General features: G+C 65.8%; 23 protein-coding genes and 1 riboswitch. Of the genes, 10 read left to right on the top strand and 13 right to left on the bottom strand.

Annotated elements, in window-relative coordinates; all coding sequences use genetic code 11:
• Positions 1 to 26: 26 nt before the first annotated feature.
• The 4 genes from chvE (at position 27) to GC088_RS01265 (ending at position 5,350) form a co-directional block, all read left to right on the top strand.
• Positions 27 to 1,145, top strand: a complete 1,119-nt coding sequence (chvE, locus tag GC088_RS01250) for a multiple monosaccharide ABC transporter substrate-binding protein (RefSeq protein ID WP_323960110.1) — start codon at positions 27 to 29, stop codon at positions 1,143 to 1,145.
• A gap of 76 nt (positions 1,146 to 1,221) precedes the next feature.
• Positions 1,222 to 2,751, top strand: a complete 1,530-nt coding sequence (mmsA, locus tag GC088_RS01255) for a multiple monosaccharide ABC transporter ATP-binding protein (protein ID WP_323960111.1) — start codon at positions 1,222 to 1,224, stop codon at positions 2,749 to 2,751.
• 4 nt (positions 2,752 to 2,755) lie between these two features.
• A complete protein-coding gene (gene mmsB / locus GC088_RS01260; RefSeq protein ID WP_323960112.1) occupies positions 2,756 to 3,991 on the top strand; it encodes a multiple monosaccharide ABC transporter permease in 1,236 nt (411 codons plus the stop codon).
• Positions 3,992 to 4,090: 99 nt separating this feature from the next.
• On the top strand, positions 4,091 to 5,350 hold the full coding sequence (locus tag GC088_RS01265) for an FAD-binding protein (RefSeq protein ID WP_323960113.1): 1,260 nt from the start codon (positions 4,091 to 4,093) through the stop codon (positions 5,348 to 5,350).
• Between the two features lie 34 nt (positions 5,351 to 5,384).
• On the opposite strand, the gene GC088_RS01270 is transcribed toward GC088_RS01265, so the two are convergent.
• On the bottom strand, positions 5,385 to 6,206 hold the full coding sequence (locus GC088_RS01270) for a hypothetical protein (protein ID WP_323960114.1): 822 nt from the start codon (positions 6,204 to 6,206) through the stop codon (positions 5,385 to 5,387).
• Positions 6,207 to 6,444: 238 nt separating this feature from the next.
• Between GC088_RS01270 and GC088_RS01275 the strand changes: the two genes are divergently transcribed.
• Positions 6,445 to 7,707, top strand: a complete 1,263-nt coding sequence (locus GC088_RS01275) for an MFS transporter (RefSeq protein WP_323960115.1) — start codon at positions 6,445 to 6,447, stop codon at positions 7,705 to 7,707.
• A gap of 26 nt (positions 7,708 to 7,733) precedes the next feature.
• Here GC088_RS01275 and GC088_RS01280 read toward each other — a convergent pair whose 3' ends face one another.
• From GC088_RS01280 to GC088_RS01290, 3 genes are all read right to left on the bottom strand, one after another.
• A complete protein-coding gene (locus GC088_RS01280; protein ID WP_323960116.1) occupies positions 7,734 to 8,456 on the bottom strand; it encodes an ATP-binding cassette domain-containing protein in 723 nt (240 codons plus the stop codon).
• A gap of 125 nt (positions 8,457 to 8,581) precedes the next feature.
• Positions 8,582 to 8,785: a hypothetical protein gene (locus GC088_RS01285; protein WP_323960117.1), complete on the bottom strand. Its 204-nt coding sequence runs from the start codon at positions 8,783 to 8,785 to the stop codon at positions 8,582 to 8,584.
• Between the two features lie 2 nt (positions 8,786 to 8,787).
• Entirely contained in the window at positions 8,788 to 8,970 is a 183-nt protein-coding gene (locus tag GC088_RS01290) for a hypothetical protein (protein ID WP_323960118.1), read from the bottom strand.
• A 218-nt stretch (positions 8,971 to 9,188) separates the two neighbouring features.
• On the opposite strand from GC088_RS01290, the gene GC088_RS01295 reads away from it, so the two are divergent.
• The 3 genes from GC088_RS01295 (at position 9,189) to GC088_RS01305 (ending at position 11,172) form a co-directional block, all read left to right on the top strand.
• Positions 9,189 to 9,770, top strand: coding sequence for a hypothetical protein (locus GC088_RS01295; RefSeq protein WP_323960119.1), 582 nt, complete (start codon positions 9,189 to 9,191; stop codon positions 9,768 to 9,770).
• A gap of 75 nt (positions 9,771 to 9,845) precedes the next feature.
• Positions 9,846 to 10,406: an RNA polymerase sigma factor gene (locus tag GC088_RS01300; RefSeq protein WP_323960120.1), complete on the top strand. Its 561-nt coding sequence runs from the start codon at positions 9,846 to 9,848 to the stop codon at positions 10,404 to 10,406.
• A complete protein-coding gene (locus tag GC088_RS01305) occupies positions 10,396 to 11,172 on the top strand; it encodes a hypothetical protein (protein ID WP_323960121.1) in 777 nt (258 codons plus the stop codon). The genes GC088_RS01300 and GC088_RS01305 overlap by 11 nt, the downstream gene beginning before the upstream one ends.
• Before the next feature lie 31 nt (positions 11,173 to 11,203).
• Here the strand turns inward: GC088_RS01305 and GC088_RS01310 are convergent, their stop codons facing one another.
• From GC088_RS01310 to GC088_RS01335, 6 genes are all read right to left on the bottom strand, one after another.
• The gene (locus GC088_RS01310; RefSeq protein WP_323960122.1) at positions 11,204 to 11,698 is read right to left on the bottom strand and encodes a CoA-binding protein; all 495 of its coding nucleotides are present in this window, start codon (positions 11,696 to 11,698) and stop codon (positions 11,204 to 11,206) included.
• Positions 11,695 to 13,068 carry an O-acetylhomoserine aminocarboxypropyltransferase/cysteine synthase family protein gene (locus GC088_RS01315; protein WP_323960123.1) on the bottom strand — a complete coding sequence of 458 codons (1,374 nt, stop codon included), beginning with the start codon at positions 13,066 to 13,068 and terminating at the stop codon, positions 11,695 to 11,697. Before GC088_RS01315 ends, GC088_RS01310 begins: the two co-directional genes overlap by 4 nt.
• A gap of 39 nt (positions 13,069 to 13,107) precedes the next feature.
• Positions 13,108 to 15,075 (bottom strand): acetate--CoA ligase, encoded by a 1,968-nt coding sequence (gene acs / locus GC088_RS01320; RefSeq protein ID WP_323960124.1) that lies wholly within the window; start codon positions 15,073 to 15,075, stop codon positions 13,108 to 13,110.
• On the bottom strand, positions 15,051 to 15,953 hold the full coding sequence (locus tag GC088_RS01325) for an ABC transporter permease (protein ID WP_323960125.1): 903 nt from the start codon (positions 15,951 to 15,953) through the stop codon (positions 15,051 to 15,053). Before GC088_RS01325 ends, acs begins: the two co-directional genes overlap by 25 nt.
• Positions 15,953 to 16,999, bottom strand: coding sequence for an aliphatic sulfonate ABC transporter substrate-binding protein (locus tag GC088_RS01330; RefSeq protein WP_323960126.1), 1,047 nt, complete (start codon positions 16,997 to 16,999; stop codon positions 15,953 to 15,955). Before GC088_RS01330 ends, GC088_RS01325 begins: the two co-directional genes overlap by 1 nt.
• A gap of 95 nt (positions 17,000 to 17,094) precedes the next feature.
• Positions 17,095 to 17,853, bottom strand: coding sequence for an ABC transporter ATP-binding protein (locus GC088_RS01335; RefSeq protein ID WP_323962141.1), 759 nt, complete (start codon positions 17,851 to 17,853; stop codon positions 17,095 to 17,097).
• An 84-nt stretch (positions 17,854 to 17,937) separates the two neighbouring features.
• Positions 17,938 to 18,036: riboswitch (SAM riboswitch) on the bottom strand.
• A gap of 216 nt (positions 18,037 to 18,252) precedes the next feature.
• On the opposite strand from GC088_RS01335, the gene GC088_RS01340 reads away from it, so the two are divergent.
• A complete protein-coding gene (locus GC088_RS01340) occupies positions 18,253 to 19,374 on the top strand; it encodes a DUF1611 domain-containing protein (RefSeq protein ID WP_323960127.1) in 1,122 nt (373 codons plus the stop codon).
• A 9-nt stretch (positions 19,375 to 19,383) separates the two neighbouring features.
• A complete protein-coding gene (locus GC088_RS01345) occupies positions 19,384 to 21,030 on the top strand; it encodes an ABC transporter transmembrane domain-containing protein (protein ID WP_323960128.1) in 1,647 nt (548 codons plus the stop codon).
• Here the strand turns inward: GC088_RS01345 and GC088_RS01350 are convergent.
• Genes GC088_RS01350 through GC088_RS01360 form a run of 3 tightly spaced genes read right to left on the bottom strand, consistent with a single transcriptional unit; the run spans position 21,027 to position 24,357 of the window.
• Positions 21,027 to 21,950, bottom strand: coding sequence for a carbohydrate ABC transporter permease (locus GC088_RS01350; RefSeq protein ID WP_323960129.1), 924 nt, complete (start codon positions 21,948 to 21,950; stop codon positions 21,027 to 21,029). The genes GC088_RS01345 and GC088_RS01350 overlap by 4 nt on opposite strands.
• Positions 21,950 to 22,954, bottom strand: a complete 1,005-nt coding sequence (locus tag GC088_RS01355; RefSeq protein WP_323960130.1) for a carbohydrate ABC transporter permease — start codon at positions 22,952 to 22,954, stop codon at positions 21,950 to 21,952. Before GC088_RS01355 ends, GC088_RS01350 begins: the two co-directional genes overlap by 1 nt.
• The gene (locus GC088_RS01360) at positions 22,951 to 24,357 is read right to left on the bottom strand and encodes an ABC transporter substrate-binding protein (RefSeq protein ID WP_323960131.1); all 1,407 of its coding nucleotides are present in this window, start codon (positions 24,355 to 24,357) and stop codon (positions 22,951 to 22,953) included. Before GC088_RS01360 ends, GC088_RS01355 begins: the two co-directional genes overlap by 4 nt.
• Positions 24,358 to 24,532 lie beyond the last annotated feature (175 nt).

Below are 24,532 nucleotides of genomic sequence, written 5' to 3' on the forward strand. Positions count from 1 at the left end.
TGATGCCCGGCAAGGGAAGGAAAGACATGAAGAAGAACATGCTCGTCGGAGTCGCTGCAGCCAGCGCACTGGCACTGTCGCTCACCGCCTGCGGCGGTAACCGCGGCGGCGGTGGCGCTGAAGGTGGCGGCGAAGGGGCCAATGAAGGAGCCCGGATCGGCGTGGCCATGCCGACGCAGCAGTCGGAACGCTGGATTGCCGACGGCGAGAACATCAAGACCAAGCTCGAGGAGCTCGGCTACGAAGTTGACCTCCAGTTCGCGAACGATGACATCCCCACCCAGGTGTCCCAGATCGAGAACATGATCAACGGCGGTGCGAAGGCGCTGGTCATTGCCTCCATCGACGGCACCACCCTCACCAGCGTGCTGGACACGGCGGAGAGCCAGGACATCCCGGTCATCGCCTACGACCGCCTGATCAACGGATCCGAGACGGTCGACTACTACACGACGTTCGACAACTTCGAGGTCGGCGTGCAGCAGGCCACCTCGCTGCTGATCGGCCTCGGTGTCCTCGACGAGAACGGCGAGGAGACCGGCGAGGAAGGTCCGTTCGACGTCGAGCTGTTTGCCGGCAGCCCAGATGACAACAACGCAACCTTCTTCTGGGATGGCGCAATGCAGACGCTGCAGCCCTACCTGGACAGCGGCGTCCTGCGCGTCCCGAGCGGCCAGACCGACTTCGAGCAGGCAGCCATCCTGCGCTGGCTCCCTGACACCGCGCAGGACCGCATGGAGGACCTCCTCACTGTCGGTGGCGGAGAGACACTCGAGGGTGTGCTGTCCCCGTACGACGGCCTCTCGATCGGCATCATCTCGGCGCTAACCTCCGGCGGCTACTCCAAGGACGACCTGCCCGTCGTTACAGGCCAGGACGCCGAGGTTGGTTCCGTCCAGTCGATCGTGGCAGGCGAGCAGTACTCCACGATCTTCAAGGACGTCCGTGAGCTGGGCGAGCGCGCGGTCCTCATGGTCGACTCCCTGATGAAGGGCGAGGAGCCCGAGGTTAACGACACCGAGACGTACGACAACGGCGAGAAGATCGTCCCGTCGTACCTGCTCGAATCCGAGATCGTGACGGTGGACAACTACGAGGAAGTCCTCATTGACAGCGGTTACTACACCGCCGAAGAAGTTCAGTAGGACCTTCCCTCAGTGCTGCGGCCGGTGGCCCGTGCCGCCGGCCGCAGCAGTTTCACGCACGATGTAAGGAAGCATCATGACAGAGCACATCCTCGAGATGCGCGGCATTACCAAGACCTTCCCGGGTGTGAAGGCGCTCCAGGACGTATCTCTTGAGGTGGCACGCGGTGAAGTGCATGCGATCTGCGGAGAAAACGGCGCCGGCAAATCCACCCTGATGAAGGTGCTGTCCGGCGTCTACCCCCACGGAACCTACGAAGGGGATATTGTCCTCGAGGGCAAGACCGTCGAGTTCAAGGACATCAAGGACAGCGAGCACCACGGAGTGGTGATCATCCACCAGGAACTGGCACTCTCCCCGTTCCTGTCCGTCGCCGAGAACATCTTCCTCGGCAATGAGCGCGCGAAGAGCGGCCTCATCGACTGGAACGAAACCAACACGATGGCCTCGGAGCTGCTGCGCCGGGTTGGTCTCAAGCTGAACCCGACGGTTCGGGCGGGCGAGATCGGTGTCGGAAAGCAGCAGCTGGTCGAGATCGCAAAGGCGCTCTCCAAGGACGTCAAGCTGCTCATCCTCGACGAGCCGACGGCAGCGCTGAACGACGAGGACTCCGCCCACCTGCTCGGCTTGGTGAGCGACCTCCGTGAGCAGGGCATCTCCTGCATCATCATCAGCCACAAGCTCAACGAAATCCGCGCGATCGCCGATTCGGTGACCATCATCCGCGACGGCCGCACCATCGAGACCCTGAGTCTGCATGACGGTTCGGTGACCGAGGAGCGGATCATCAAGGGCATGGTGGGCCGCGACATGGAACACCGGTATCCGGAGCGCACCCCGTCCATCGGTGACGAGATCTTCCGGGTTGAGGACTGGACAGTCCACCACCCGCAGGAGCATGCCCGGGTTGTCATCGATAAGGCACACCTGTCGGTACGTGCCGGTGAGATCGTCGGCATCGCCGGACTGATGGGGGCCGGCCGCACGGAACTGGCGATGAGCGTCTTCGGACAGAGCTACGGGTCCAATATCAGCGGTTCCCTGTACAAAAACGGCAAGCAGATCCAGGTTCGGAACGTGGGGGAGGCCATCCGCCATGGCATCGCCTACGCCACTGAAGACCGGAAACGCTACGGCCTGAACCTGCTCGACGACATCAAGCGGAACATCTCCGGCGCGGCGCTCAACAAGCTGGCAACCCGGGGATGGGTGGATGGGGCTCGTGAAACCATCGTCGCCAACGACTACCGCAAGTCCATGAACATCAAGGCCCCCTCGGTCGCAGCCGTGACCGGCAAACTCTCCGGCGGCAACCAGCAGAAGGTCGTGCTGTCCAAGTGGATGTTCGCCGACCCGGATGTGCTCATCCTCGATGAGCCCACGCGCGGTATCGACGTCGGAGCCAAGTACGAGATCTATACGATCATCAACCGCCTCGCAGACGAGGGGAAGGCGATCATCGTCATCTCCTCCGAACTTCCGGAACTACTCGGCATCTGCGACCGCATCTACACCCTGGCAGAAGGCGTCATCACAGCGGAGGTTCCGATCGCCGATGCCACCCCCGAATACCTCATGCAACACATGACCAAGGAAAAGGACTGATCCCATGGCAACTACCGTCAAGGACGCCCCTCCGGCGCCGGCGCCTGCCAACGCTCCACACGGCTTGGCCTTCTTCACCAGCAGGCTTCGCCAGATCGGTATCTTCGTTGCGCTCCTGGTGATCGTCGGCCTTTTCCAGGTCCTCACCCGCGGCGCATTGCTGCAGCCGGACAACGTCTCCAACATCATCGTCCAGAACAGCTACATCCTGCTCCTGGCCATCGGCATGGTGATGATCATTATTGCCGGCCATATCGACCTGTCCGTCGGATCGGTCGCCGCCTTCGTGGGTGCCATGTCGGGCGTGATGATCCAGGACTGGGGTCTCCCATGGTGGCTTGCCATCATTGCATCCCTCCTGATCGGTGCGCTCGTAGGTGCGTGGCAGGGCTTCTGGGTTGCGTACGTAGGAATCCCTGCGTTCATCGTGACGCTGGCCGGCATGCTCATCTTCCGCGGACTCACCCAAATCACCCTGGAGAACCAGCGGATCAGCGGCTTCCCCACCGAGTACCGCCAGCTTGGCGGCGGCTTCCTGTTCCCGGGCCTGTTCCCGGCCGAGACGAATATCCTCGACTGGACCACGGTGGGCCTGGGCATCATCGCTGCGGCACTGCTTGTCGTCAGCCAGCTCCGCGGCCGCCGTACCCGCGCCCGCCTGAACCTTGAGACCGAACCGTCCTCGTGGTTCTTCACGAAGCTCGCCTTCGGCCTCGTGGTCATCCTTGGCCTGACCTACCTGCTGGCCAGCTCCCGCAGCGGTACACCGATCGTCCTCGTGCTGCTCGGCATCCTGGTAGTGGTATACAGCCTCGTAATGAACCGCGCGGTCTTCGGCCGCCACATCTACGCCCGAGGCGGCAACCTGCAGGCGGCCCAGCTCTCAGGCGTCAATACCAAGCGCATCGACTTCATGCTCTTCGTGAACATGGGTGTACTTGCTGCGCTTGCCGGCCTTGTCTTCACCGGACGCCTCAACTCGGCAGGCCCGGGTGCGGGCAACCTGTTCGAGCTGGACGCCATCGCCGCTGCCTTCATCGGCGGCGCGGCGGTGACCGGCGGTGTGGGTACCGTCGTCGGTGCGATCACCGGAGGCCTGATTATGGGCGTGCTCAACAACGGCATGTCATTGATGGGTGTCGGAACCGACTACCAGCAGTTCATCAAGGGCATGGTCCTGCTGCTCGCGGTCGCTTTCGACGTCTTCAACAAGCGCAAGGCATCCACCGCACTGAAGTAGAAACACCCTTCATTTGGCAGGACACGCCCCTTTTGCCCGTTCATTAGGGGCGTGTCCTGCTCTTTCAACGAGCGAAGAACACGGACGTAGGAGAACATCTTGGCGAACGACGTCGGCACCAACTGGGCGGGGAACCTCGCCTACGGAGCAACTGTCCTGCACGAGCCCTCCTCGGTCGAGGAGGTTCGCCGCATGGTTGCCACTGCGTCCTCCATCCGCGCGCTCGGCTCACGCCACTCCTTCAACACCATCGCCGACGGAACCTCGGAGCTGCTTTCGACGGCGGCGCTGACCGGTCCCGTCACGATCAATCGCGACCGCTCCACCGTCACCGTCGGCGCGGGTATCCGCTACGGGGAACTCGCGCGTGAGCTCGAGAGGGCCGGTTTCGCCCTCGCCAACCTCGCTTCCCTGCCCCACATCTCGGTGGGCGGCGCTGTCGCCACCGGGACCCACGGCTCGGGCAACCGGAACCGCAGCCTGGCTGCCGCCGTCGTCGGGCTTGAGCTGGTGACCGGCAGCGGTGACCTGATCGCGTTCGATGCCGGAAACCCGGACCTCGCCGGTGCGGTCATCAACCTGGGCGCACTCGGTGTTGTCACCAGCCTGGAGCTGGAGATCGAGCCGGCCTTCGAGGTGGAGCAGACCGTCTTCGAGCAGCTCCCACTAGATGCCCTCACCACCAATTTCGACGGCGTCACCGGCGCAGCGTACAGCGTCAGCGTGTTCACTACCTGGCGCAATCCCGACGCCGCCGACTCGGTGTGGGTCAAACGCCGCCCCGATCGCGACGTGCCCCTGGCCCACACCCTCTTCGGCGCCGTCCGTGCGACGGAAGAGAGGCATCCGCTGCCCGGGCTGCCGGCGATCGGCTGCACGCCGCAACTGGGAGCGGCAGGGCCCTGGTACAACCGACTTCCTCACTTCAAGCTCGATTTCACGCCGAGCAATGGCGTGGAGCTCCAGTCCGAATACCTTGTGCCGCGGCAGCATGCGGTCGACGCGATCCTGGCCGTGCGGGAACTCAGCGCCGAGATCGCTCCGCTGCTCCAGGTCAATGAGATCCGCACGGTGGCTGCGGACGAGCTGTGGCTCAGTTCCAGTTACGGAACCGACGCCGTGGGTCTGCACTTCACCTGGGTTCAGGACCAGCCCGCCGTCGAGGCGTTCCTTCCCACGCTGGAGGCAGCCCTGGAACCGTTCGCGGCACGCCCCCACTGGGGCAAGCTGTTCACGCTGGGCGCTCACGATCTTGACCGGCTGTACCCCAGGCTCGAGGATTTCCGCCTGCTGGTGAAGCGGATGGATCCGGACGGAGTGTTCGACAATCCGTTCACTGCGGAGGTCCTGGGCCGCTAGCTTCCCGTGACGAGGATGCTCAGCGTGGTGCTTCTCAGCGGGCTCGAAGGTGCCGCCTCACGAGGAGTACCGCGGCCGCAATGAGGGACAAGAATCCGGCCGTTCCTCCGATGACGAGCGGATTCGCTGACACTGACCGCTCCGGTTCGCTGCCTGCTGCGTTAGCGGGAGCGGCGTCGGCGTTTCCTGCCTCATCCGGTGCCGGTGGCACGTACATGGGCGCCCACGCGAACGGCGGCATTGCCGTGGTTGATTCCCGCGACTTCGACTCGAGCCAGCCCTCTTCATCTTCTTCCTCGGCTGGCTGCTGCTCCGGTAGCACCTCAGGCGTGATGACGGCCGGGGGCAGCCAGACGGCGGTGCCCGCCGCGCCCGCAGGCGGTGGTGCAGGGAGCTGGGCGGCCGGCGGAACGGCGGGAGCTTCCGGTGCCGGTGCCGGTGCCGGTGCCGGTGCCGGTGCGGGTTTGGGTGCTGGTTTCGGCGCAGGCGCCGGTTCCTCTGCCTCCGGCTGCGTAGGTGCTTTGGCGGGGGGTGCCTTCGCGGGCGGTGCAGGCTGGGCGGGCGGTTCCGGCTCCGGCTCGGGATCGGGCAGGGGTTCGGGTTCCGGGACGGGATTCGGCTGAGGGCCGGGGTCCGTCGGCGGACCGGGATCCGGTTCGTCGGTCTCTCCGGAGCCTCGTCCGGAGTTGTCGCCGCCCCGGTCGCCGTCGTTCCGCCCGGAGTCCCGAAGAGCAGATACCTGGTCGCGCTCGCGATCGTCAGACTTGGCATTCGCAGGCGGCGCAGTGCCGAGAGCGGCTGCACTTAAAAGCGCGGCCACCGCCGTGTACCTGAGCCAGTTCGATGTGCTGTGCATTGAACGTTCTCCCAACGCGGGCGGATTCCAATTCGAACCCCGTGCTGCCGGGCGCCTTCGGTATGAGCGCCGGTCGCCTCGACGGTGAGGGTACGTGCCTCCCAGTATCAGGCAGGCCGAAGCAATCCACAATGAGTGCGATCGGCGGCCCAAGGCTTTCACAGGCTGCCTACCCGCGTTTCCTACCCCCTGTGTACATCTGTATACAATGGGATCCAGCGTGCCTTAGGAGGACAGATTGACCGACACAAGAAAGCCGGTTTGGTCCTGGCTCATCGTGCTCGTTGTTGCCGCCCTTCTGACGCAAACGGCTTTGAACGTTGTCCGACCGGTCACCACCTACAAGCTTTTGGACCTGGGGGCCGATCCGACCGTTCTCGGTCTGATCACCGCTGCCTACGCTGTGGTCCCCCTTGCTACCGCCCTCTGGTTCGGCAGGATCAGTGACCGTGTACTGGATCTTCGGTGGCTGGTTGCCGGAGGAGCGGGCTTGCTGGCGCTCGGAAGCGTGGGTCTGGCCGTGGCCTCGAATATCCCGCTGGTGGGTCTTGCCAGCGCACTGCTGGGGCTCGGCCATCTGGTCTTCACCATCGCCGGACAAGCATCGGTTGCCCGCTATGCGCCGGCCGACCGGATGAACACCGGGTTTGGCTGGTTCACTGCCGCTTACTCCGCGGGTCAGCTGATTGGTCCGCTGATCGGCGGTTTCCTGCTGGGTACGGAAACCGGCTCGGCGGCTGAGGGCCGCTCCGCAGGCATTGCGATCGCGCTGTGGGTCGGAGCCCTGCTGGCCTTAGCCGCGGCCCCCATGATGCTCATCAGGTCTGCCGCAGGACCCGGGCGGGGCAGGCTTGAGGTTGAACAGTTGGGGCCTGAGACCGGAGAGGAACCGGCCGAGACCTCGGGCGTTCCGGCCGGCAAGGCCACGTTGGTCGGCGTCTTGAGGGTTCGGGGCGTGGCCTCGCACATGCTGGCCTCACTCGCTCTCCTTGCGATGCTGGACATCCTGACCGCATTCCTTCCCCTGGTAGGTGAGGCGGCTGGAGTGTCGCCGGCGGAAGTTGGGATATTGCTGGCCGTCAGGGCGATGGCGTCGATCTCCTCCCGTGTCTTCCTTCCCCGGTTGTCATTGCGCTACAGCGCACGGGCCTTGTTGCTGCTCAGCCTGTACGGCTCGGGTCTGGCGCTGATCCTTCCGCCCCTGGTGATCACTCACGTCTGGGCTGTGGTCCCACTCCTCATCCTGGGCGGGTTCTGCCTCGGGCTGGGACAACCGCTGACAATGACCCTGGTATCGATGTCCGTACCCGAAAGCTGGCGCGGCGCGGCGCTTGCGGTGCGCCTGACAGGCAACCGGGCAGGGCAGGTTGTCATGCCGTTGGTTGCCGGGCTCATCGCCGCGCCGCTCGGAGCGGCAGGAGCAATCTGGTTCACCTGCGGCGTTCTGCTTCTAAGCGGATGGGAAAAGTCCGTGCGAAGCGATCCGCCGCCCTCAGGGTGAGGCGAACCAGCGGGTGACTCGGATTCTCAGCGTCCCTTCCGCTGCCCCTCGCGCACCTCGAGGACGGACAGGGCGCCGGTTGCGTCCTCAACTGTCGACCGGCCCAGCACCGCTACCCGGTCGGCCAGGCGCAGTGCCTCGTCCATGCTGTTGGTCGCGAGCAGAACAGTGGTCGGCAGGGCGCGGTGCAGCGTCTGGAGCACGTTGTGCAGTACGGTCCGGGCTGCACCTTCGACGGCGGCGAAAGGGTGGTCGAGCAGCATGACGCCAGGACCGCTCGCCATGGCTCGTGCCAGGGCCGCCCGCCGTGCGATTTCGGCGGTTACCTCGGCAGGAAGCAGTTTCGCGAAGCGATGAAGTCCCGCCAGGTCCATCAGCTCTGCAACCTTCGCCTTCGCCTCGCTCGCGCTGAAGCTTTTGCGCAGTCCGAGCGCGAGGTTTGCCTGCAACGAGTGTGCAGGCTGCAGGTCCGCGTCCCGCGGAGTCCAGGAGCAGCGGTCATCGGTGTGCCGGACGGGTTCGCCGCCTACCAGCACCGAGCCGGAGCGGGGATGATCGACTCCCGCAGCGGTGCGCAGGAGGCGGGAAGCGCCGTCGTTCTCGCTGCCGACGAAAGCGAGGACTTCGCCGGCCTGGATGTCGAGGGTGACATCGCGGACGCCCTCGGCGTGCAGCTTCACGAAAGAGACCGGCAACGGCGTGGAAGCGCGCTTGAACACGTGATGGGGTGGAACCGGGCTGGTACTCATCGGCACTCCGTTGGCATCCGGGATTCCGGGCGCTGCAGCGCCCGCCAGTAATCCCTCCTAACCTAGCCGCACCAGGACGGATCCGGGTCGCGGCGCGTTACCAACGCGTAATAAAGCGACCCAAATCAGCGGCAGGGGCGTGCCGAGGGTTCCATGGTTCGGTCGAGCGGGGTGTAGACAGCGCAGATGATGAGGCCGAGCCAGGCGCTGCGTGCAAGATCGGTCAAGCTCCAGGAGGAGAGCGGCCGGCGCTCGGCCGCCGGAACGGACGAGCGCCCGATGTACGCGAGGGCCGCGACGGTGATCCCGAGGATGATCAGGAGTGCCATTCCTATCGTCCTTCGGTTGCGATGCCGGAAGCGAAACTGGAGTAGGAGCGGCTCGGCAGGTCCGCGCTTCCCCATCCGCTGTGGGACTGCACCGGTGGAAGATGCCTCAGGCCGTCTGCGGTGACGGCGTGGAGGACTGCCGCGATAAGGGCGGCCAGCAAAACCAGTACGACGACGATTTCCATACCTCGATGGTCCTCCTCGCCTTCCCCTGCCAACAGTGGCAGAAAAGACCACTATCAATAAATTACTGCCATGTTCCGAATTTCTTCGGAAAGTGCGTAACCCGGGCAGGGTAGATGTCGATTACGGGAGTGTGAGGTTGCGCCGCTCCTCCCCACAGGACGGCGCAACTTCGGCTTGGAGTCAAGCAACACAAGGAATAAGCAACACAAGGAGTCCCATGAAGATGCACGAACGTATCAACGCCCTGAGCCTGCCCGCTAAGGTTGCGGCTCTCGCTGCAGTCATCGCCGTCGGCGGTGCCGGAGTGGCCGTCGCAGCTCCGTCCGTTGAGGGCACCGGTAAGGGCGCTGCTGACGTCAAGGCCGTCGTCGCACCTGCAGACGCTGCCGTGCCTGCGGTTCCTGCTGTGCCCGCCGTTCCCGTTCCCGGCGAAGAAGACGTTCCGGCTGTTCCTGCCGTTCCGGCCGTCCCCGCCACCCCGGCTGTTCCGGCGGACGTATCCGTGAAGGGTGCAGCTGACGCAGAGGTGGCCGAGGACGTCGCCGCCGATGCTGCAGCCGCTGCCAACTCCAACGGTGCCGACAACGCTTCGGTCAACGCTGCGGTGAAGGGCGATGCCAACGCCAACGCTGAGGTTCGCGGTTCGAATGTGGCCGTTCCCGCCGTTCCTGCTGTCCCCGGCGAAAACGGTGAACCGGCAGTTCCGGCTGTACCGGCCGAGGTGACCCTTCCCGAGGTTGCTGTCGGCGCCGGCGTCGAGGTTGCCGCCGAGGCCAAGATTGAGGGTTCGCGCCGCTAGATCCGGCGTCGCTAGGATTGCGGGGTCTGGGTGCGGCCCATCAAGGCCGCACCCGCCCCCGATCGAGAGGTGTATGTGAGTTCAACGCTGACGGAAGACCTGCTGGGCGCTGCCCAGGCGGGCGATACTGTCGCGCTGAATTGCATCTACACCGAGCTCTCGCCGAAGGTTCTCGGCTACCTTACCGCGCGAGGGGTTGATGACCCCGAAGCCGTGACGCAGGACGTCTTCCTGTCCGTTTTCAGCAGGCTTTCCACCATCAGCGGAGGCGAGCAGGGCCTTCGGACGTTCGCATTTTCCGTGGCGCACGCCCGTTCCGTGGACGAGGCCCGCAAACGTTCACGACGTCCCGCAATGTACTCATACGACCCGTCTTCCGACGACCGGACGACGGCGTCCGCCGAGACCGCCGCGCTGGACCGCCTTTCCGGCGACAGGGCACTGCAGCAACTTCAGGCGCTGAAAGCGGACCAGCGCGAAGTATTGGCCCTACGGATCATCGCAGACCTGCCCCTGGAGGACGTGGCGCGGGTGGTCGGCAAATCGCCCGGCGCAGTGAAACAGCTCCAGCGCCGCGGCCTGATCAAACTCAAGCAACTCATCGTGGAAAAGGACTCGAGCAACCATGGCGCATGATCCGTCCTCCCGGGCAGCGGTTCAGAACCTGCTTGCCGAGTCCGACGTCGCACCCTCCGAAGAGCTGACCCGAGCCCTTTCCGACCTGTCGTCGGTGGGCCGAAGGGAAGCCCCGCCCATCTCGCCGGAACTTGCCGCGGTGATGCGGCAGGCCTCCAGCGCCCCCGGCGATAACATCTCGGCCACTCCTTCCCGCACGACCGGCGAGAGCAACGTCATCCCTCTGCGGCGCGGACGGAAGGCGAGCCGCGGCGCAGCGATGGGCGGCGCCGTCGTACTGGCGATGGCGGCGGGTATTGGGGGAGTGGCGGCATTCGGACCGGACAATTCGGTTGAGTCTGCCGTGGAATCGGTGCTCCGATGGGTTGCGCCTGCTGACGCTCCTGAACCGGCCTCCGACGACCAGCCGGCCAAGCCGGCCCCGGCGCCGGCTCAGGTAACCCCGGACTCTGTGCCAACACCCGCCCAGCCGACAGGCCCGGTCGTGACCGAGGTGCCGACTGAGGTGCCGGTGGAACGGACGGCCCCCGAACCAGGGCGGGCGCTTCCGTCGCCGACTCAGGATCGGCCGACGCCTCAGGACGCCGGCAAGCCCGAGAAGAAGGTAGTACCGCGCGTGGAGCTGCCCGAACTCCCAGTTCCCGTTCCCGACCCGGGAACGGGAAATCGGCCGGAGCTGCCCATCGATACACCGGAGCTACCGGTGCCCGGCGGCATTGGCACTACGGCTCCGACACCGGATCCGGCCCTCCGGCAGTCCCGCTGAACCAGCCGGGACTGCCTACCTCAAAGACGGACTAAACCGTCACCTGGCGCTTCGACGAGATGACACCGGTGTTGAAGCCAGCCAGGTTCAGTCCACCGTGGAAGCGGGCGTGCTCGATCTTGACGCAGCGGTCCATCACCACGTTCATGCCGGCAGCTTCAGCGTCGCGAGCGACCTCCTCATGCCAGGAGCCCAACTGCAGCCACAGCGTCTTCGCGCCGGCAGCCTTAGCTTCCTCCAGAACGGAGGGCAGGTCATCGTGCTTGCGGAAAACGTCCACGATGTCGGGCTGCTCGGGCAGATCGGCCAGAGACTTGTAGACCGGCTGGCCGAGGATCTCCTTGGCCGTCGGGTTTACGAAGTACAAGCGGTACGGCGAGGACGACTGCAGGTACGTTGCCACGAAGTACGACGCCCGCGACGGCTTGTCCGAGGCGCCCACAATCGCGATCGACTTTGCATTGCGCAGGATGTTCAGGCGCTCCGGCGCGGACGGGCCTTCCCATGTGCGTTCCGAGGTGCTCATGCGCCTACTCCTACCTGGCTGGTACGCGTTGTATCCGTCGTTGCGTCGTCCTCGGGGGTCTGAGGCAGATCACCGTCCGTCGACCCAGCCACCGCTGCGTCCAGCGCCTGGTCGAGGTCCCAGAGGATGTCGTCGAGGTCCTCGAGTCCCACGGAGATGCGGATAAGGTCCTCAGGGATTCCGGCGGCCTCCAGCTGCTCGGCGGTCAGCTGCTGGTGCGTGGTGGAGCCCGGGTGGATCACGAGGGTGCGCGCGTCACCCACGTTGGCCAGGTGGGACGCGAGCTGCAGCGACTCGATGAACGTCTGGCCGGCCGCGCGTCCGCCCTTAACGCCGAAGCTGAAGACGGAGCCGGGACCCTGCGGCAGGTACTGCTTCGCCCGGTCGTGGTGGATGTGCGAAGGCAGTCCCGCGTAGTTGACGTACTCGACGCGGGGATCCTTCTCAAGCCATTCGGCGACTGCCTGTGCGTTGGCGACGTGCTCGTCTACGCGCTGGGCGAGCGTTTCGACGCCCTGCAGCAGCTGGAACGCGGCCGACGGCGACAGCGACGGCCCGATGTCACGCAGCTGCTCCGTGCGCAGCTTGGTCAGGAATCCGTACTCGCCGAAGTTCGCCCACCACTGAATGTTCCCGTAGGAGGGGACGGGCTCGGTCATGGTGGGGAACTTGCCGTTGCCCCAGTTGAACCGCCCACTTTCGACGACGACCCCGCCCAGGGTGGTGCCGTGCCCGCCGATGAACTTGGTGGCGGAGTGGATCACGATGTCCGCGCCGTGCTCCAGCGGACGCACGAGGTAGGGCGTGCTGAGGGTGGAGTCGATGACCAGGGGGACGCCGGCGTCGTGCGCCACCTTCGCCAGCCCGGCAATATCGGTGATCTCGCCGCTCGGGTTGGCGATGACCTCCGCGTATACGGCCTTGGTGTTCTCCTGGATGGCTGCGGCGTAGTCGGCCGGGTCGGTGCCGGGAACGAAGGTGGTCTCGACGCCGAACCGGCGCAGCGTGACGTCCAGCTGCGTGACGGTGCCGCCGTACAGCTGCGAGGCGGCCACGATGTGGTCGCCGGCTTGGCAAAGCGCGGCGAAGGTGATGAACTCCGCGCTCATGCCCGACGCCGTCGCAACCGCCCCGATGCCGCCTTCAAGGGAGGCGATGCGCTCCTCGAAAGCGGCCACGGTGGGGTTGCCGATGCGGGAGTAGATGTTGCCGTACTTCTGCAGTGCGAAGAGGTTGGCGGCGTCGTTGGTGTCTTTGAACACGAACGACGTGGTCTGGTAGATGGGCACCGCGCGGGAGCCGTGCGTTGCGTCCGGGGTTCCGCCTGCGTGCAGCGCACGGGTGCGGAAACCGAAGGTGCGGTCAGCCATGAAGGAGCCGCCTTTCTTGGTGGGTGTTTCCAGTTCTTCTCAAGTATCGCGCCTGCCGGCCGCGATCACCTCGGCGATGCGCGGCACGCACGCCTCGTTCTGCAGGCTGGTGGTGTCCCCGAGGGGCGTGCCCTCGTACAGCTGGGTCAGCAGCCGCCGCATGATCTTGCCGGAGCGCGTTTTGGGCACGTCCGGAACAACGACGACGGCGGCCGGCTTGGCAATCGGCCCGATCTCGCGGGCCACGTGGGCACGCAACTGCTGTGCCAGTTCCGGGTGGTCCTCACCGCGGACGACGACGAAGGCCGCGATCGCGTGCCCGGTCACCTTGTCTGCCACCGGGCAGACTCCGGCCTCCACCACCTGCGGGTGCGAGACGAGCGCTGACTCGATCTCGATCGTCGAGAGCCGGTGGCCGGAGACGTTGATGACGTCGTCCACGCGGCCCAGGATCCAGGTGTGGCCGTCGTCGTCGTACTTGGCGCCGTCACCGGCAAGGAACCAGCCCTTGTCCGCGAACTTGCGCCAGTAGGAGTCCAGGTACCGCTGAGGATTCCCCCAGACGGTGCGCGCCATGGCGGGACCGTGGCGGTCCACCACGATAAGGCCCTGCTCGCCGGGCGCGACGGTCTCGCCGTCGTCGTTCACGATGCGGGTGCTCACGCCGGGCAGAGCGCGGGAAGCGCAGCCGGGCTTGAAGGACGCGTCCGTGGGACGGGGGCTGAGCACGGTGGCGCCGGTCTCGGACTGCCACCAGGTGTCCACCATGGGGGCGGTGCCGGAGCCGATGTTTTCCCGGAACCAGCGCCAGGCCTCAGGATTGGTCGCTTCTCCCACGGTGCCGAGGACCTTGATGGAGGAGCGGTCGTAGGACTCGGGGACCCCGTCAGGGAACCAGCCCATGAGCGAGCGGATCAGGGTGGGCGCCGTGTAGTAGCTGGTCACGCGGTAGCGTTCGATGATTTCGAAGTGCCGGCCCGGGTGGGGAGTGTTCGGTGTGCCCTCGAAGATCACCTGCGTGGCACCGTTGGAGAGCGGTCCGTAGATTTCGTAGGTGTGGGCGGTGACCCAGGCGAGGTCGGCGGTGCACCAGTGGACGTCGCTCTCGCGGCCGGCCGGATCAGGGTCGCTGAACAGGTACTCGAAGCTCCAGGAGGCCTGGGTCAGGTAGCCGCCGGTGGTGTGCACCAGGCCCTTGGGTTTTCCGGTGGTGCCCGAGGTGTACATGATGAACAGCGGCGTCTCGGCCTCGAACGCCTGCGCCTCGTGGACGGGCGAGGCGGAGCCGACGGCGTCGTGCCACCACACATCGCGACCCTCGGTCCACGCGATGTCGCTGCCCGTCCGGCGAATCACCAGCACGTGCTCGATGGCGTTGTCCCCGGCGACGGCTGCGTCGGCATTCTCCTTGACCGGTACGGCCGTCCCGCGGCGGTATTGTCCGTCCGTAGTCACGAGCAGCTTGGCGCCGGTGTCCTCGACGCGGAAACGCAGTGCTTCGGCTGAGAAGCCGCCGAACACCAGGGAGTGCACCGCGCCGATCCGGGCGCACGCCAGGGTGATGACCACCGTCTCCACCAGCACGGGGAGGTAGATGACCACCGGGTCGCCCTTGCCGATACCCAGGGCGGTCAGCGCGTTCGCGGCGCGGGAGACCTCGTCCTGGAGTTCGCGGTAGGTGACGGTGCGGCGGTCGCCGGGCTCGCCCTCGAAGAACAGCGCCGGCTTGTCACCGAGACCCGCCTCGACGTGACGGTCCACGCAGTTGTAGGCGGCGTTCAGGGTTCCGCCCGCGAACCACTCGATCCGGGGCACGGACAGTTCGCCGTCGGAGCCCGGGCGTGCCGGCTCGAACGTGTGGGCCGTGTGCCACTCGCTGGTCCAATGCAGCCGACGCGCGGCCTCCTCCCAGAAGGCCACGCGTTCAGCTTCAGTTTCCAGCCCTTCAGCTCCTGCATCGGGCGCCGTCAACGTGGAGGTGCTCAGGTCCACCGGCGTACCGCCCATTTCTCCGCCACGCCCAGCAGCGCATCGGTGGTCTTGCCGATCACCGCGAGCAGGATGATCGCCAGGAAGATCCTGTCCGTACGGCCGTTGTTGGTCGAGTCCGTGAGCAGGAAGCCAAGTCCCAGCGACGACGCGATCAGTTCCGCGGCCACCAGGAACAGCCACGCCTGGGCAAGCGCCAGGCGAAGTCCCGAGAAGATCGCGGGAACGACGGCGGGCAGCTGCACCGTGGTCAGCAGCCGGATTCCCTTCAGGCCGAAGGCCCGAGCCGCCTCGATCAGGTTCCGGTCCACGTGCCGCAGCGCCAGGTACAGGGTGGTGAACACGGGGAAGAACGCGCCGATGAGAATCAGCGTCACCTTCGAGTCCTCGCCGATCTTCATCCACAGGATGAGCAGCGGAACCCACGCCAGGGACGGAACAGCCCGCAGTGCGCCGATGGTCGGCGCCAGCAGGACATCGGCCAGGCGGGACAGGCCGAGCAGCGCGCCCAGCGCGAGGCCCAGCGTGGCACCCAGCGCGAAGCCGATGAGCACGCGCTGGGTGGAGATGGCGATGTGGATCCCCAGTTCGCCGCGCTCGATGAGCTCACGCGCGGCATTCACGACGTCGCCGGGCGGCGGCAGCTGCACAGCACTGAACACTCCGACGACGGAGTTCAGCTGCCACGCGACCACGATCAGCGCGGGAACCACCAGCCCGAGCAGCAGCCGCACCGACCGCCGGCCAAGCAGCCCGACGGAGGCCTCCGTGGGCTGGGCGGGTGCGCCGCCGTCGTCGTTCGCTGTTGTCACCGTGTGCCCGGTAGCTTCAAGGCCTTCCTTGCTGATGGCGTAGACGCTCTGGCCGGTGTTTCCGGGGTTCCCCATCTGCGTCATCAGGAGGCCTTGATTGCGTCCGGGTCGGCGTTGGAGATGAACGAGTCATCGAAGAGGGAGTCGAGTGCCTCGTCGATCTTGTCCTGCGAGGAGACATCGCCGGTCTCGACGAAGGACGGGCCGACCTTCTCGAGGACCTTGCGCTGCGCCTCGCCCGGCGCGGGGTCGACGTCGAGGTTGGTGCGCTCGATGATGACGGCGTTGGCCAGTTCCACGTCGATGCCGGCGACCTCGGCGAGGATCTGGGCGGTCTCCTCCGGGTTTTCCTTGGCCCAGGCGCGCGCCTTCTCGTAGGCGTTCACCACGGTCTGGGCGAGCTCGGGGCTCTCCTCCAGGAACTCCTCGTTGGCGTTGAGGAAACCGTAGGTGTTGAAGTCGATGTTGCGGAAGAAGAGCTCGGCGCCCTCCTGCTCGGCGGAAGCCATGATCGGGTCCAGGCCCGCCCAGGCGTCGACCGAACCGTTGTTCAGGGCGGCCCAGCCGTCAGCGTGCTGCAGGTTCTGCACGGTGACCTCGGAGGGGTCGATGCCTGCCGACTCGAGCGACTGCACCAGGAAGAAGTAGGGGTCGGTGCCCTTGGTCGCCGCGATGGACTTGCCACGCAGGTCCTCAAGGCTCTCGATGCCGGTGCCCTCGACGGTGACCATCGCGGACCACTCGGGCTGGGAGTAGATGTCGATCGTCTTGATCGGCGAGCCGTTGGAACGGGCGAGGAGCGCAGCGGAACCTGCGGTGGATCCGACGTCGACGGCGCCGGCGCGGAGGGCCTCGTTGGCCTTGTTGGAGCCCGCGGACTGAACCCAGTTGACGGTGACGCCCTCGTCCTCGAGCTCGGCTTCCAGCCAGCCCTGATCCTTGATGACCAGGCTGAGCGGGTTGTAGGTGGCGAAGTCGATGTTGAGCTCGGTCGCCGTGGTGCCGGATGCCTCGGTGGTGGAGGCTGCGTTCTCGCCTGCGAGGCAGCCGGTGAGGGCAAGGGTGCCGGTGGCGGCAACTGCTGCCGAGAGGACGGCGCGGCGGGTGAAGGACAAGCGTGTGCTGTTCATTTCTTCCTTTAGGTGGTGCGGCAGCCATCGTGCGGACGGGCACGACGGCGGAACGGGGGTGAAATTCTTGGGTGGCTGTGAAAGCCGGAAGCGGCCTAGTGGCCGGGAACACCGAGTTCGGTGAGGAGCGAGCTGCGCATTCGGCCCAGCTCGGCGGAGTTGCGGTCGCGGGGGCGGTCCCCGGGAACCGTGAGCACTTCGGCGATGGAGGCGCCGGGGCGGGTGGGATCGCTGGATTTGGCGAGCACAATGATGCGGTCGGCAAGTTGGAGGGCTTCGTCGACATCGTGTGTCACGAGCAGGACCGTGGTGGGCTGTGCCCGGTGGATGTCCAGCAGGAGGTCCTGCATCTTCAGGCGGGTCAGGGCGTCGAGGGCGCCGAACGGCTCGTCGAGCAGGAGCACCTTGGGGTTGCGGGCGAGCGCCCGGGCCAGCGACGCCCGCTGCGCCATGCCGCCTGAGACTTCGCGCGGCCGGTGCTCGGAGAAGTCGGAGAGTTCCACCAGCCCGAGGAGTTCGCTGACCTTTGCCTTGCCCTCGGCGGCGCCGGTTCCCTTGGGGAGGCCGATTGCCACGTTGGCGCGCAGCGAAAGCCAGGGGAGCAGGCGGGGTTCCTGAAAGGCGACGGCGCAGCGGTCGTCGATGCCGTTGACCGCGGTCCCGTCGATGAGGACGGCACCGCTGGTGGGGGCGTCGAGACCCGCAGCAGCGCGAAGCAACGTGGACTTGCCGCAGCCGCTGGCGCCGACAATCGCCAGTACCTCACCTGCGCGCACGTCGAGGTTGATGTCGCGTAGGACAACGTGTTCGCCGCTGCCCGTGCCGAAGGAACGGGTCAGGGAGGAGAAGGCCAGGGCAGTGCCTGCTTGGTGGCGACGCCGGACTGGATTTTGGCGGCGGCCTGCTGCTGGGCGCTGAGGACAGTACTCATTTAGATCACTCCATCGCTCCTGGCAGTAGCACCCGTTCCCCTGCGATGCAGGTAAGGGTTGCTGCGGCGTCAACGATCCAGGTCTCTCGGCCGCTCGGGATGGTGAGCTTCTACTAAACGACTTTGTGACCGTCCGTTGCAACATGTGTCGTAACAAAGCGACCAGCGCGCTGAAGAAGTGTTAATGCATCGGTGACGGAAATCACGGTCGGTGAACGGCCGGTGAACAGAACTTAAGAGAGTCCTCATCTGCTTCTCACGGGCTTCTCCTTCCTGCTTGGTTGTGTGGAACCCGGGAACAATCAATCGAAAGGAATGTCCCATGGGTCTCATCACTGAAGCAGCAGAACTCAATGTCAGCACGGCAGTTAATGTCAGCACGGTCTCCGAACGGCTTATCGCCCTCGATCCCGCACGCCTGAAGCGGGCCAAGAAGGCCTACACAACGCGGCACTTCGCGGCGGCGGTCGAGGCCGAGCCGAACGGCTACTTCCTGCGCCAGGGGGTGCCGGCGGTCGGTGACCTGGTGCTCGCAGAGGTCGTTGAACTCGGCTCACATACCAAGCTGGAGGGCCCGCACTCCCGGCGCCAGTCGATGTTCGTCGGCGACGAGATCGTGGTGACCTACGGCAACCGGTACGCGCCGGACCAGTTCCTGGCAGAGGTGCCCGGGGACCTGCGTCAGTGCAACCTCGTTGCTGCCGGGGGTGTTGCCGGTGCCGTCCTTGAGCAGCACGCGGCGATGAAACCCGCGACCGTTATCCAGCCGATTGGGCTCGTGTCCACCCGCGACAGGGTACTGAACCTCCGGGACCTCGTGCCGAACGAGGACGCGCCGTCGGGCGGCACCGGGTCGCCGAAGGTGATCGCAGTGCCTGGAACCTCAATGAATTCGGGCAAATCCACCACCGTCGGCTGCCTGGTCAACGGTCTTGCCGGTTCCGGTCTGACGGTCGCCGCAGGCAAGGCCACCGGTACGGGCTCGGGCAACGATCCCCGGCTCTTCACCGACGCCGGTGCCTCCCACGTTCTGGACTTCACCGACTTCGGCTACCCCACAACCTTCCGCCTGGACTATGACGCGATCCGCACGCTCCTGACCCGGCTGATCGGCAGGCTCAGCCGTCCCGACGTCGATGTGGTGGTGGTCGAAATCGCCGACGGCGTCCTCCAGCCCGAGACTGCGCGGCTGCTTTCGGATCCGGTGTTCCACGCCTCGGTCGACGAGGTGGTCTTCTCAGCCGCTGACGCGCTCGGAGCTACCGCAGGAATCCAGGTGCTGCAGCAGCACGGCGTGAAGGTGGCAGCGGTGTCCGGCCTGGTGACCGCTTCCCCGTTGGCTGCCCGCGAGGCCAGTGCGGTCTTGGACGTGCCGGTGATCAACACACGCGACCTGTCCCGGCCCGACATCGCGCACGGGCTCTTCGCCGGGCAGGACGACTAGGGGCCTTCGGTGGGTTCTGCACGGGTTGGTCTTCCACGCCTGTTCGACGGCGACCGCGGGCGCGTCCTGGTGCTGCTGGTTGCAGCGGGCCTGGGGCTTGCCTGCCTTGCCGGTGGAACTGCCGTCCTGATGACCGTACTGCTGGGTGGTGATGTTCATCCGGTGGGGGTGGCACTTGCTGGAGGTGGGCTGGTGGCCGCGGCGGCCGGCGTCGGCTTCCTTCGCTCCGCCGAGCGGGTGCTGGCCGAGCGTCTTGGCCAGAGCTACATCCAGCAGATCCGCTTGGGACTGCTCGACTCCGCGCTGGCCTCCGATCGCCCGCCGGCGCCCGGCATCACCATCGCGCGCGCAACGAACGACCTGACGAGTGTGCGCAACTGGATCGCGCTCGGCATTGCACCGATGATGTCCGGCATTCCGCTGATCCTCGGTTCGGTGTGCGCGCTCATGGTGCTGCACCCGGTCCTGGGGGCGGCCGCTGCGGTTCCGCTCCTACTCCTGACCGGTGCCCTGATGCTGATGGCCCGGACTGCGTTTGCCCGGGCGCGGGTGGTGCGCAGGAAGCGGGGCCGGCTGGCATCGCTCCTGGCCGACACGATCGCCGCCGCCCCCTCCGTCCGTGTGGCAGGCGGGCGCCGGCGCGAGGTGCGGCGCATCGAAAAGGCGGGGTCCGCCGTCGTCGATGCTTCCGTTCACCGGGCGGAAGTCGCCGGCTGGATCCGGGGTGCCGCCGCGGCAGCCGGAGCGCTGACGGTCGCCGCTGTCGGCCTTGTAGGTCTCTGGCAGCAGCTTCCCGCGGCAACAGTGGCGGGAGCGCTCACGATCGTCGGACTGCTGGCCACGCCGGTAGCGGACATGGGGCGCGCGGTCGAGTACCGCCAGAACTTCAGGGCGGCCCGCCGCATCCTGGCTCCGGCGCTCGCAGAAACCGGAACGACGGCGGCGGGTGCGGTGCGGAGGCAGCCGCCCGTGAGCGCGCCCCCCAAAGGGACGGGTGTCGTCTCGATCGCGTCCGGAAGTGGGGACGACGTCGTCGTCGGGCTTCCGCTGACGGCGCGGCCAGGCGAAGTGGTGGAGGTCCGCTCAACGGACCCGGCCAGAGTCGATGCGCTCTTCAGCCGGATTGTCGGCCTGAGCGATCCGGGTGCCCTGCAGGTGTTCGTCGACGGGGTGGAGCTTGGGTCAGCATCGTTCCGGGCGCAGCGGGAGCGCGTGGGCTATGCCGTGGCGGGCATGGCCTTGGAACGGGGGACGATCGAGCGTGCGGTGCGCTATCGCCGGCCGGACCTTGACCCCGCTGAGGGGGAGCATGCCTTGGCCCAGGCCGGTCTTGGTGCCGCGATCGGATCCCTGCCGAAGGCCGAGCGCACCGAGCTGCGGCGGGGCGGGGAGCCTTTGTCGGTATCGGACAAGGCGCGGCTCCTGGTGGCGCGCGCAGCGCTTGGTGAGCCCGCGCTGCTGGCCCTCAACCGGATCGACGCCGAGCTCGACGACGATGGCCGCGCCATGCTCCGCCGCCTGATCGAGAACTATCCCGGAGTGGTGCTGGTGTCCTTCGCCCGGCCCGAGGGCCCGCTGCTTCTGCGTGACGGGGTGGGACCGGTGGTGTGGGACCTCGATGAGCTTCCATGTGGCTTGAGCGGTGAGGGAACCTAACCCTTCTCGGCTCCCGCAGTCAGCCCCTCGGTCAGCAGCCGCTCAGCCGCAAAGAAAATGATGATGATCGGCAGGGTCAGAATGACGGAACCGGCCATGAGCACCGTCGTCGGAATCTCAATGCTTCCGGCCAGCTGGGAGAGCCCCAGCGACACCGTCCAGTTCTCACGGGCCTCGACGAGGAAGAGCAGGGCGAACAGGAACTCGTTCCAGGCGATCATGAAGATGTAGAGAGCGTTCGAGATGATGGCGGGCATCGCCAGCGGCAGGCTGACCCGGCGCATGATGGCGAGCCTGCCGGCGCCGTCGATCGCTGCTGCTTCTTCCAGGCTTGTGGGTATGGTTTCGAAGTAGTTGCGCAGCATGTAGATGCTGACGGGAACCACTTGCGCCACATAGACCAGAAGGAGTCCGGCCAGTTCACCCCGGAGGCCGATCCGCGTGAAGAAGACGAACAGCGGAATGGCCAGAAGGATGCTCGGAAACAGGTAGACGGCCAGGAAGAGGGCGCCGATCTTTCGTCGTCCGAAGAACTGCAACCGGCTGATGGCGTAGGACCCGGGGATGGCCAGAAGCAGCGTGACGAGCACCGTCCCGAGGGCAACCAGCGCACTATTCCGCATGAAGACCAGGAAGCCCTGCCCACCTTCGGAGGTCGAGCGCAGGACTGACGTGTAGGTGTCGGCGCTGAATTCCGCCGCGGTAATCCAGATGACGCCCGGATCCTGCAGGAGGCTCGACAGCGGGCGGACCGACAGGATGAGCATGTAGTAGAAGGGAAAGAGGGTCACAAGCAGGATCACCGCAATGACGATCCACCGCAGCCACGTGAGGACCAGCGTTTCGATCCTGTCCCGCGACCACGGCCGCTTGCTCGACGCCGGAGCGCCCCTGCGCTGCGCTTCAACCTCGGTTGCCATCACCCCACCTCCTCTTTCCTCGCGAAAAACTTCAGGTAGATCCCCACTAGGACGGCGAGAATCGCGGCCAGGACGAGGGCCTGCGCGGAAGCAGCGCCGATGTCCCCGCGCGCGGTAAGAAAGTTGTAGACGCGGACGGCCACCACCTCGGTACCGGCCCCGCCTCCGGTGAGGAGGTAGATGTCGTCGAAGCTATTGAACGTCCAGATGAAGCGCAGGACGGACAGTACGGCAATGGTCGGCAGCAGTTGGGGCAGGAGGATGTGCCGGAACCGTTGGGTGGGAGTAGCACCATCAACGCGGGCGGCTTCATCCAGGCTGGCCGGAACCGCCTGCAAGCGGGCGGTCAGGAACAGGAATGCGAAAGGAAAGGACCGCCACGCTTCGAAGGCAATGACGGTCAGCAGTGCGGTGGGCACTGGAAAGGTCAGGCCGAGGAACGAAACTTCCCGTTGTCGCTCGCTCAGGAACGGAACGGCGTCATCCCAACCGAGGAATTGTGTTCCCCAAACATTGATGATGCCGAACTGGGGGTTGAGCATTGTGGTCCACACAAACGTGACGGCCACGATCGGCGCGACGTAGGGGATCAAGGTCGCGGCGCGGACAAACGTCCGTCCGCGGAAGGGCTTTCGCAGGGCCAGCGCCGCAACCAGTCCGAACAGGATTGCCAGACCTGTGCCCGCGACTGAGTAGACCAGTGTTGTCATCAACGCTTCGAGGAAGCCCGGGGATGAAAACACTTCGACGAAGTTGGAGATCGTGTAATTGCCGAAAATCCCGGCCGTTCGAAGGTTCAGCAGGCGAATCCGCTGGAAGGCGAGCAGGATCGTCCAGACGATCGGCAGGACAACCATAACCACGACGATGACCAGCGTGGGCGAAATCAGGAAGAGGCCGGCACGTTGCTCGGCCCGGGCCATCGGTGAGAGCTTCCTCGTGGCGCGGGGCTCCGACGCGCCAGGCGTCGGAGCCCCGTTGGCCCTGCGGATGCTGGTTGTCACTGCAGCGAGTCCTGGATGGACTGCAGGGTCTCGGCTGCCTGCCGTGCTGCTGCCTCCGGGTCTGCGCCGCCGCTGGTTACCTCGGCGACGGCGTCGGCGATGGGCAGTTCGCCCAGCGCCGCACCCGCGAGGTCTCCCTGGCCCTGTGGAATTCCCCAGAGGCGCAGGTCGTCCACTCCGGTCTGCAGGGCTTCGAGCACCTCCCCGGAGTAGAAGTTCTCGAGCGGCTCCTTGCGGTCAACGCCCGCGGGGAGGGTCTGCCAGGCGTCGGAGTATTCGGTTGGGCTGTCTGCGGTGCCGAAGCGGACAGGAACCTTCCCTTCGGGTGCAATAGCCAGGTAGTCGACGTAGCCGTCGCTCATCATGTACTCGACGAACTGCTTGGATGCTTCGGCATTGGCTTCCGCTGTGATGGTCCAGTTGGTGATCTGGCCGAATTGCGCCGGTTCACCGCCGTCGGGACCGAGGATGGCGGGCACAACCCCGGTGTTCTCGGCGAGGAACGCGGGGTTGTCGGCGCATTCCGGGCAGGTGGGCAGTGCGTCGTCGCGAAGCCCAGCCATCTCATCGAGTACGAAGGTGGACCAGATGAACATGGCGGCTTCTCCGGCGAAGTAGTTCGCGCGTACCGTGTCCACGTCCTGGGCCCCTGATACCGAGTAGTTTCCGATCAGGTTGCCGTAGAACTCCAGGGCGGCGACACACTCGGGGCTGTCGAAGAGGATCTCGCCCTCCTCGCTGACCATTTCACAGCCGTTTCCGAGGGCCACGTGCTCAATAGTCTGCTGCGTGAAGGCGTCACCGGGGGCGGTGGCCCCTACGAAGCCTGCAATGTCCGGAGAATCGAGTGCTTCCGCCGCCGCGAGCATGTCCTCGTAGGTTTCCGGCGCTGCGAGCCCGGCCTCTTCGAACAGATCCGTACGGTAGTAGAGGAGCTGTGCCCAGGATTCGCTCGGTACGGCCAGGAGTTCGTCGCCATCGCGGTTCAGTTCAAGGGCCCGGGGAGAGAAGGTGTCTTCACCGAGTGCATCGACCACTTCCTGCACAGCCTGGGTGTTAGCCAGGTCATTGGCGCCGAGTGTGCGGACCTGCGTCAGCCCGATCGATCCGATGACGTCGGGCAGCTCGCCGGCGGCGGCTCCCGACGTAAGCACCTGGTTGAACTGATCTTCCTCTACGCCGACAACCTCGACCTGGATGCCGGATTCGCTCTCGAAGGCCGCTACGATCTCCTCGAATGCCGCCAGGCGGTCGGGGAGGGTATCGCTGGTCTGAACGGTGATGGACTGTCCCTCAGTGTCCGCTTCACCGCCTCCGCCGGAGCAAGCGGCCAGGGTGGCCACGGATATTGCTGCGAGCATTGTCGATGCTGCGAGCCTGCGCTGGGGGATGCCGATCTTCATTCGAAACTCCTTCTCGCTGTACCTGGGGAACGCGATCAATGCGCTCCACCGGGGCGGGAGTCTCGATGGAGCCATTCCTACACGGAGCCACCTGACGGTGGACGATTCTCGTCGAGGTTGGAGAAGTGGAAGGTCCACATCGCCACTAATGCTCAAACGGTAGTGTGAAGCAGAT

Source organism: Arthrobacter sp. JZ12 (genome assembly GCF_035189165.1).
Classification (GTDB): domain Bacteria; phylum Actinomycetota; class Actinomycetes; order Actinomycetales; family Micrococcaceae; genus Arthrobacter_D.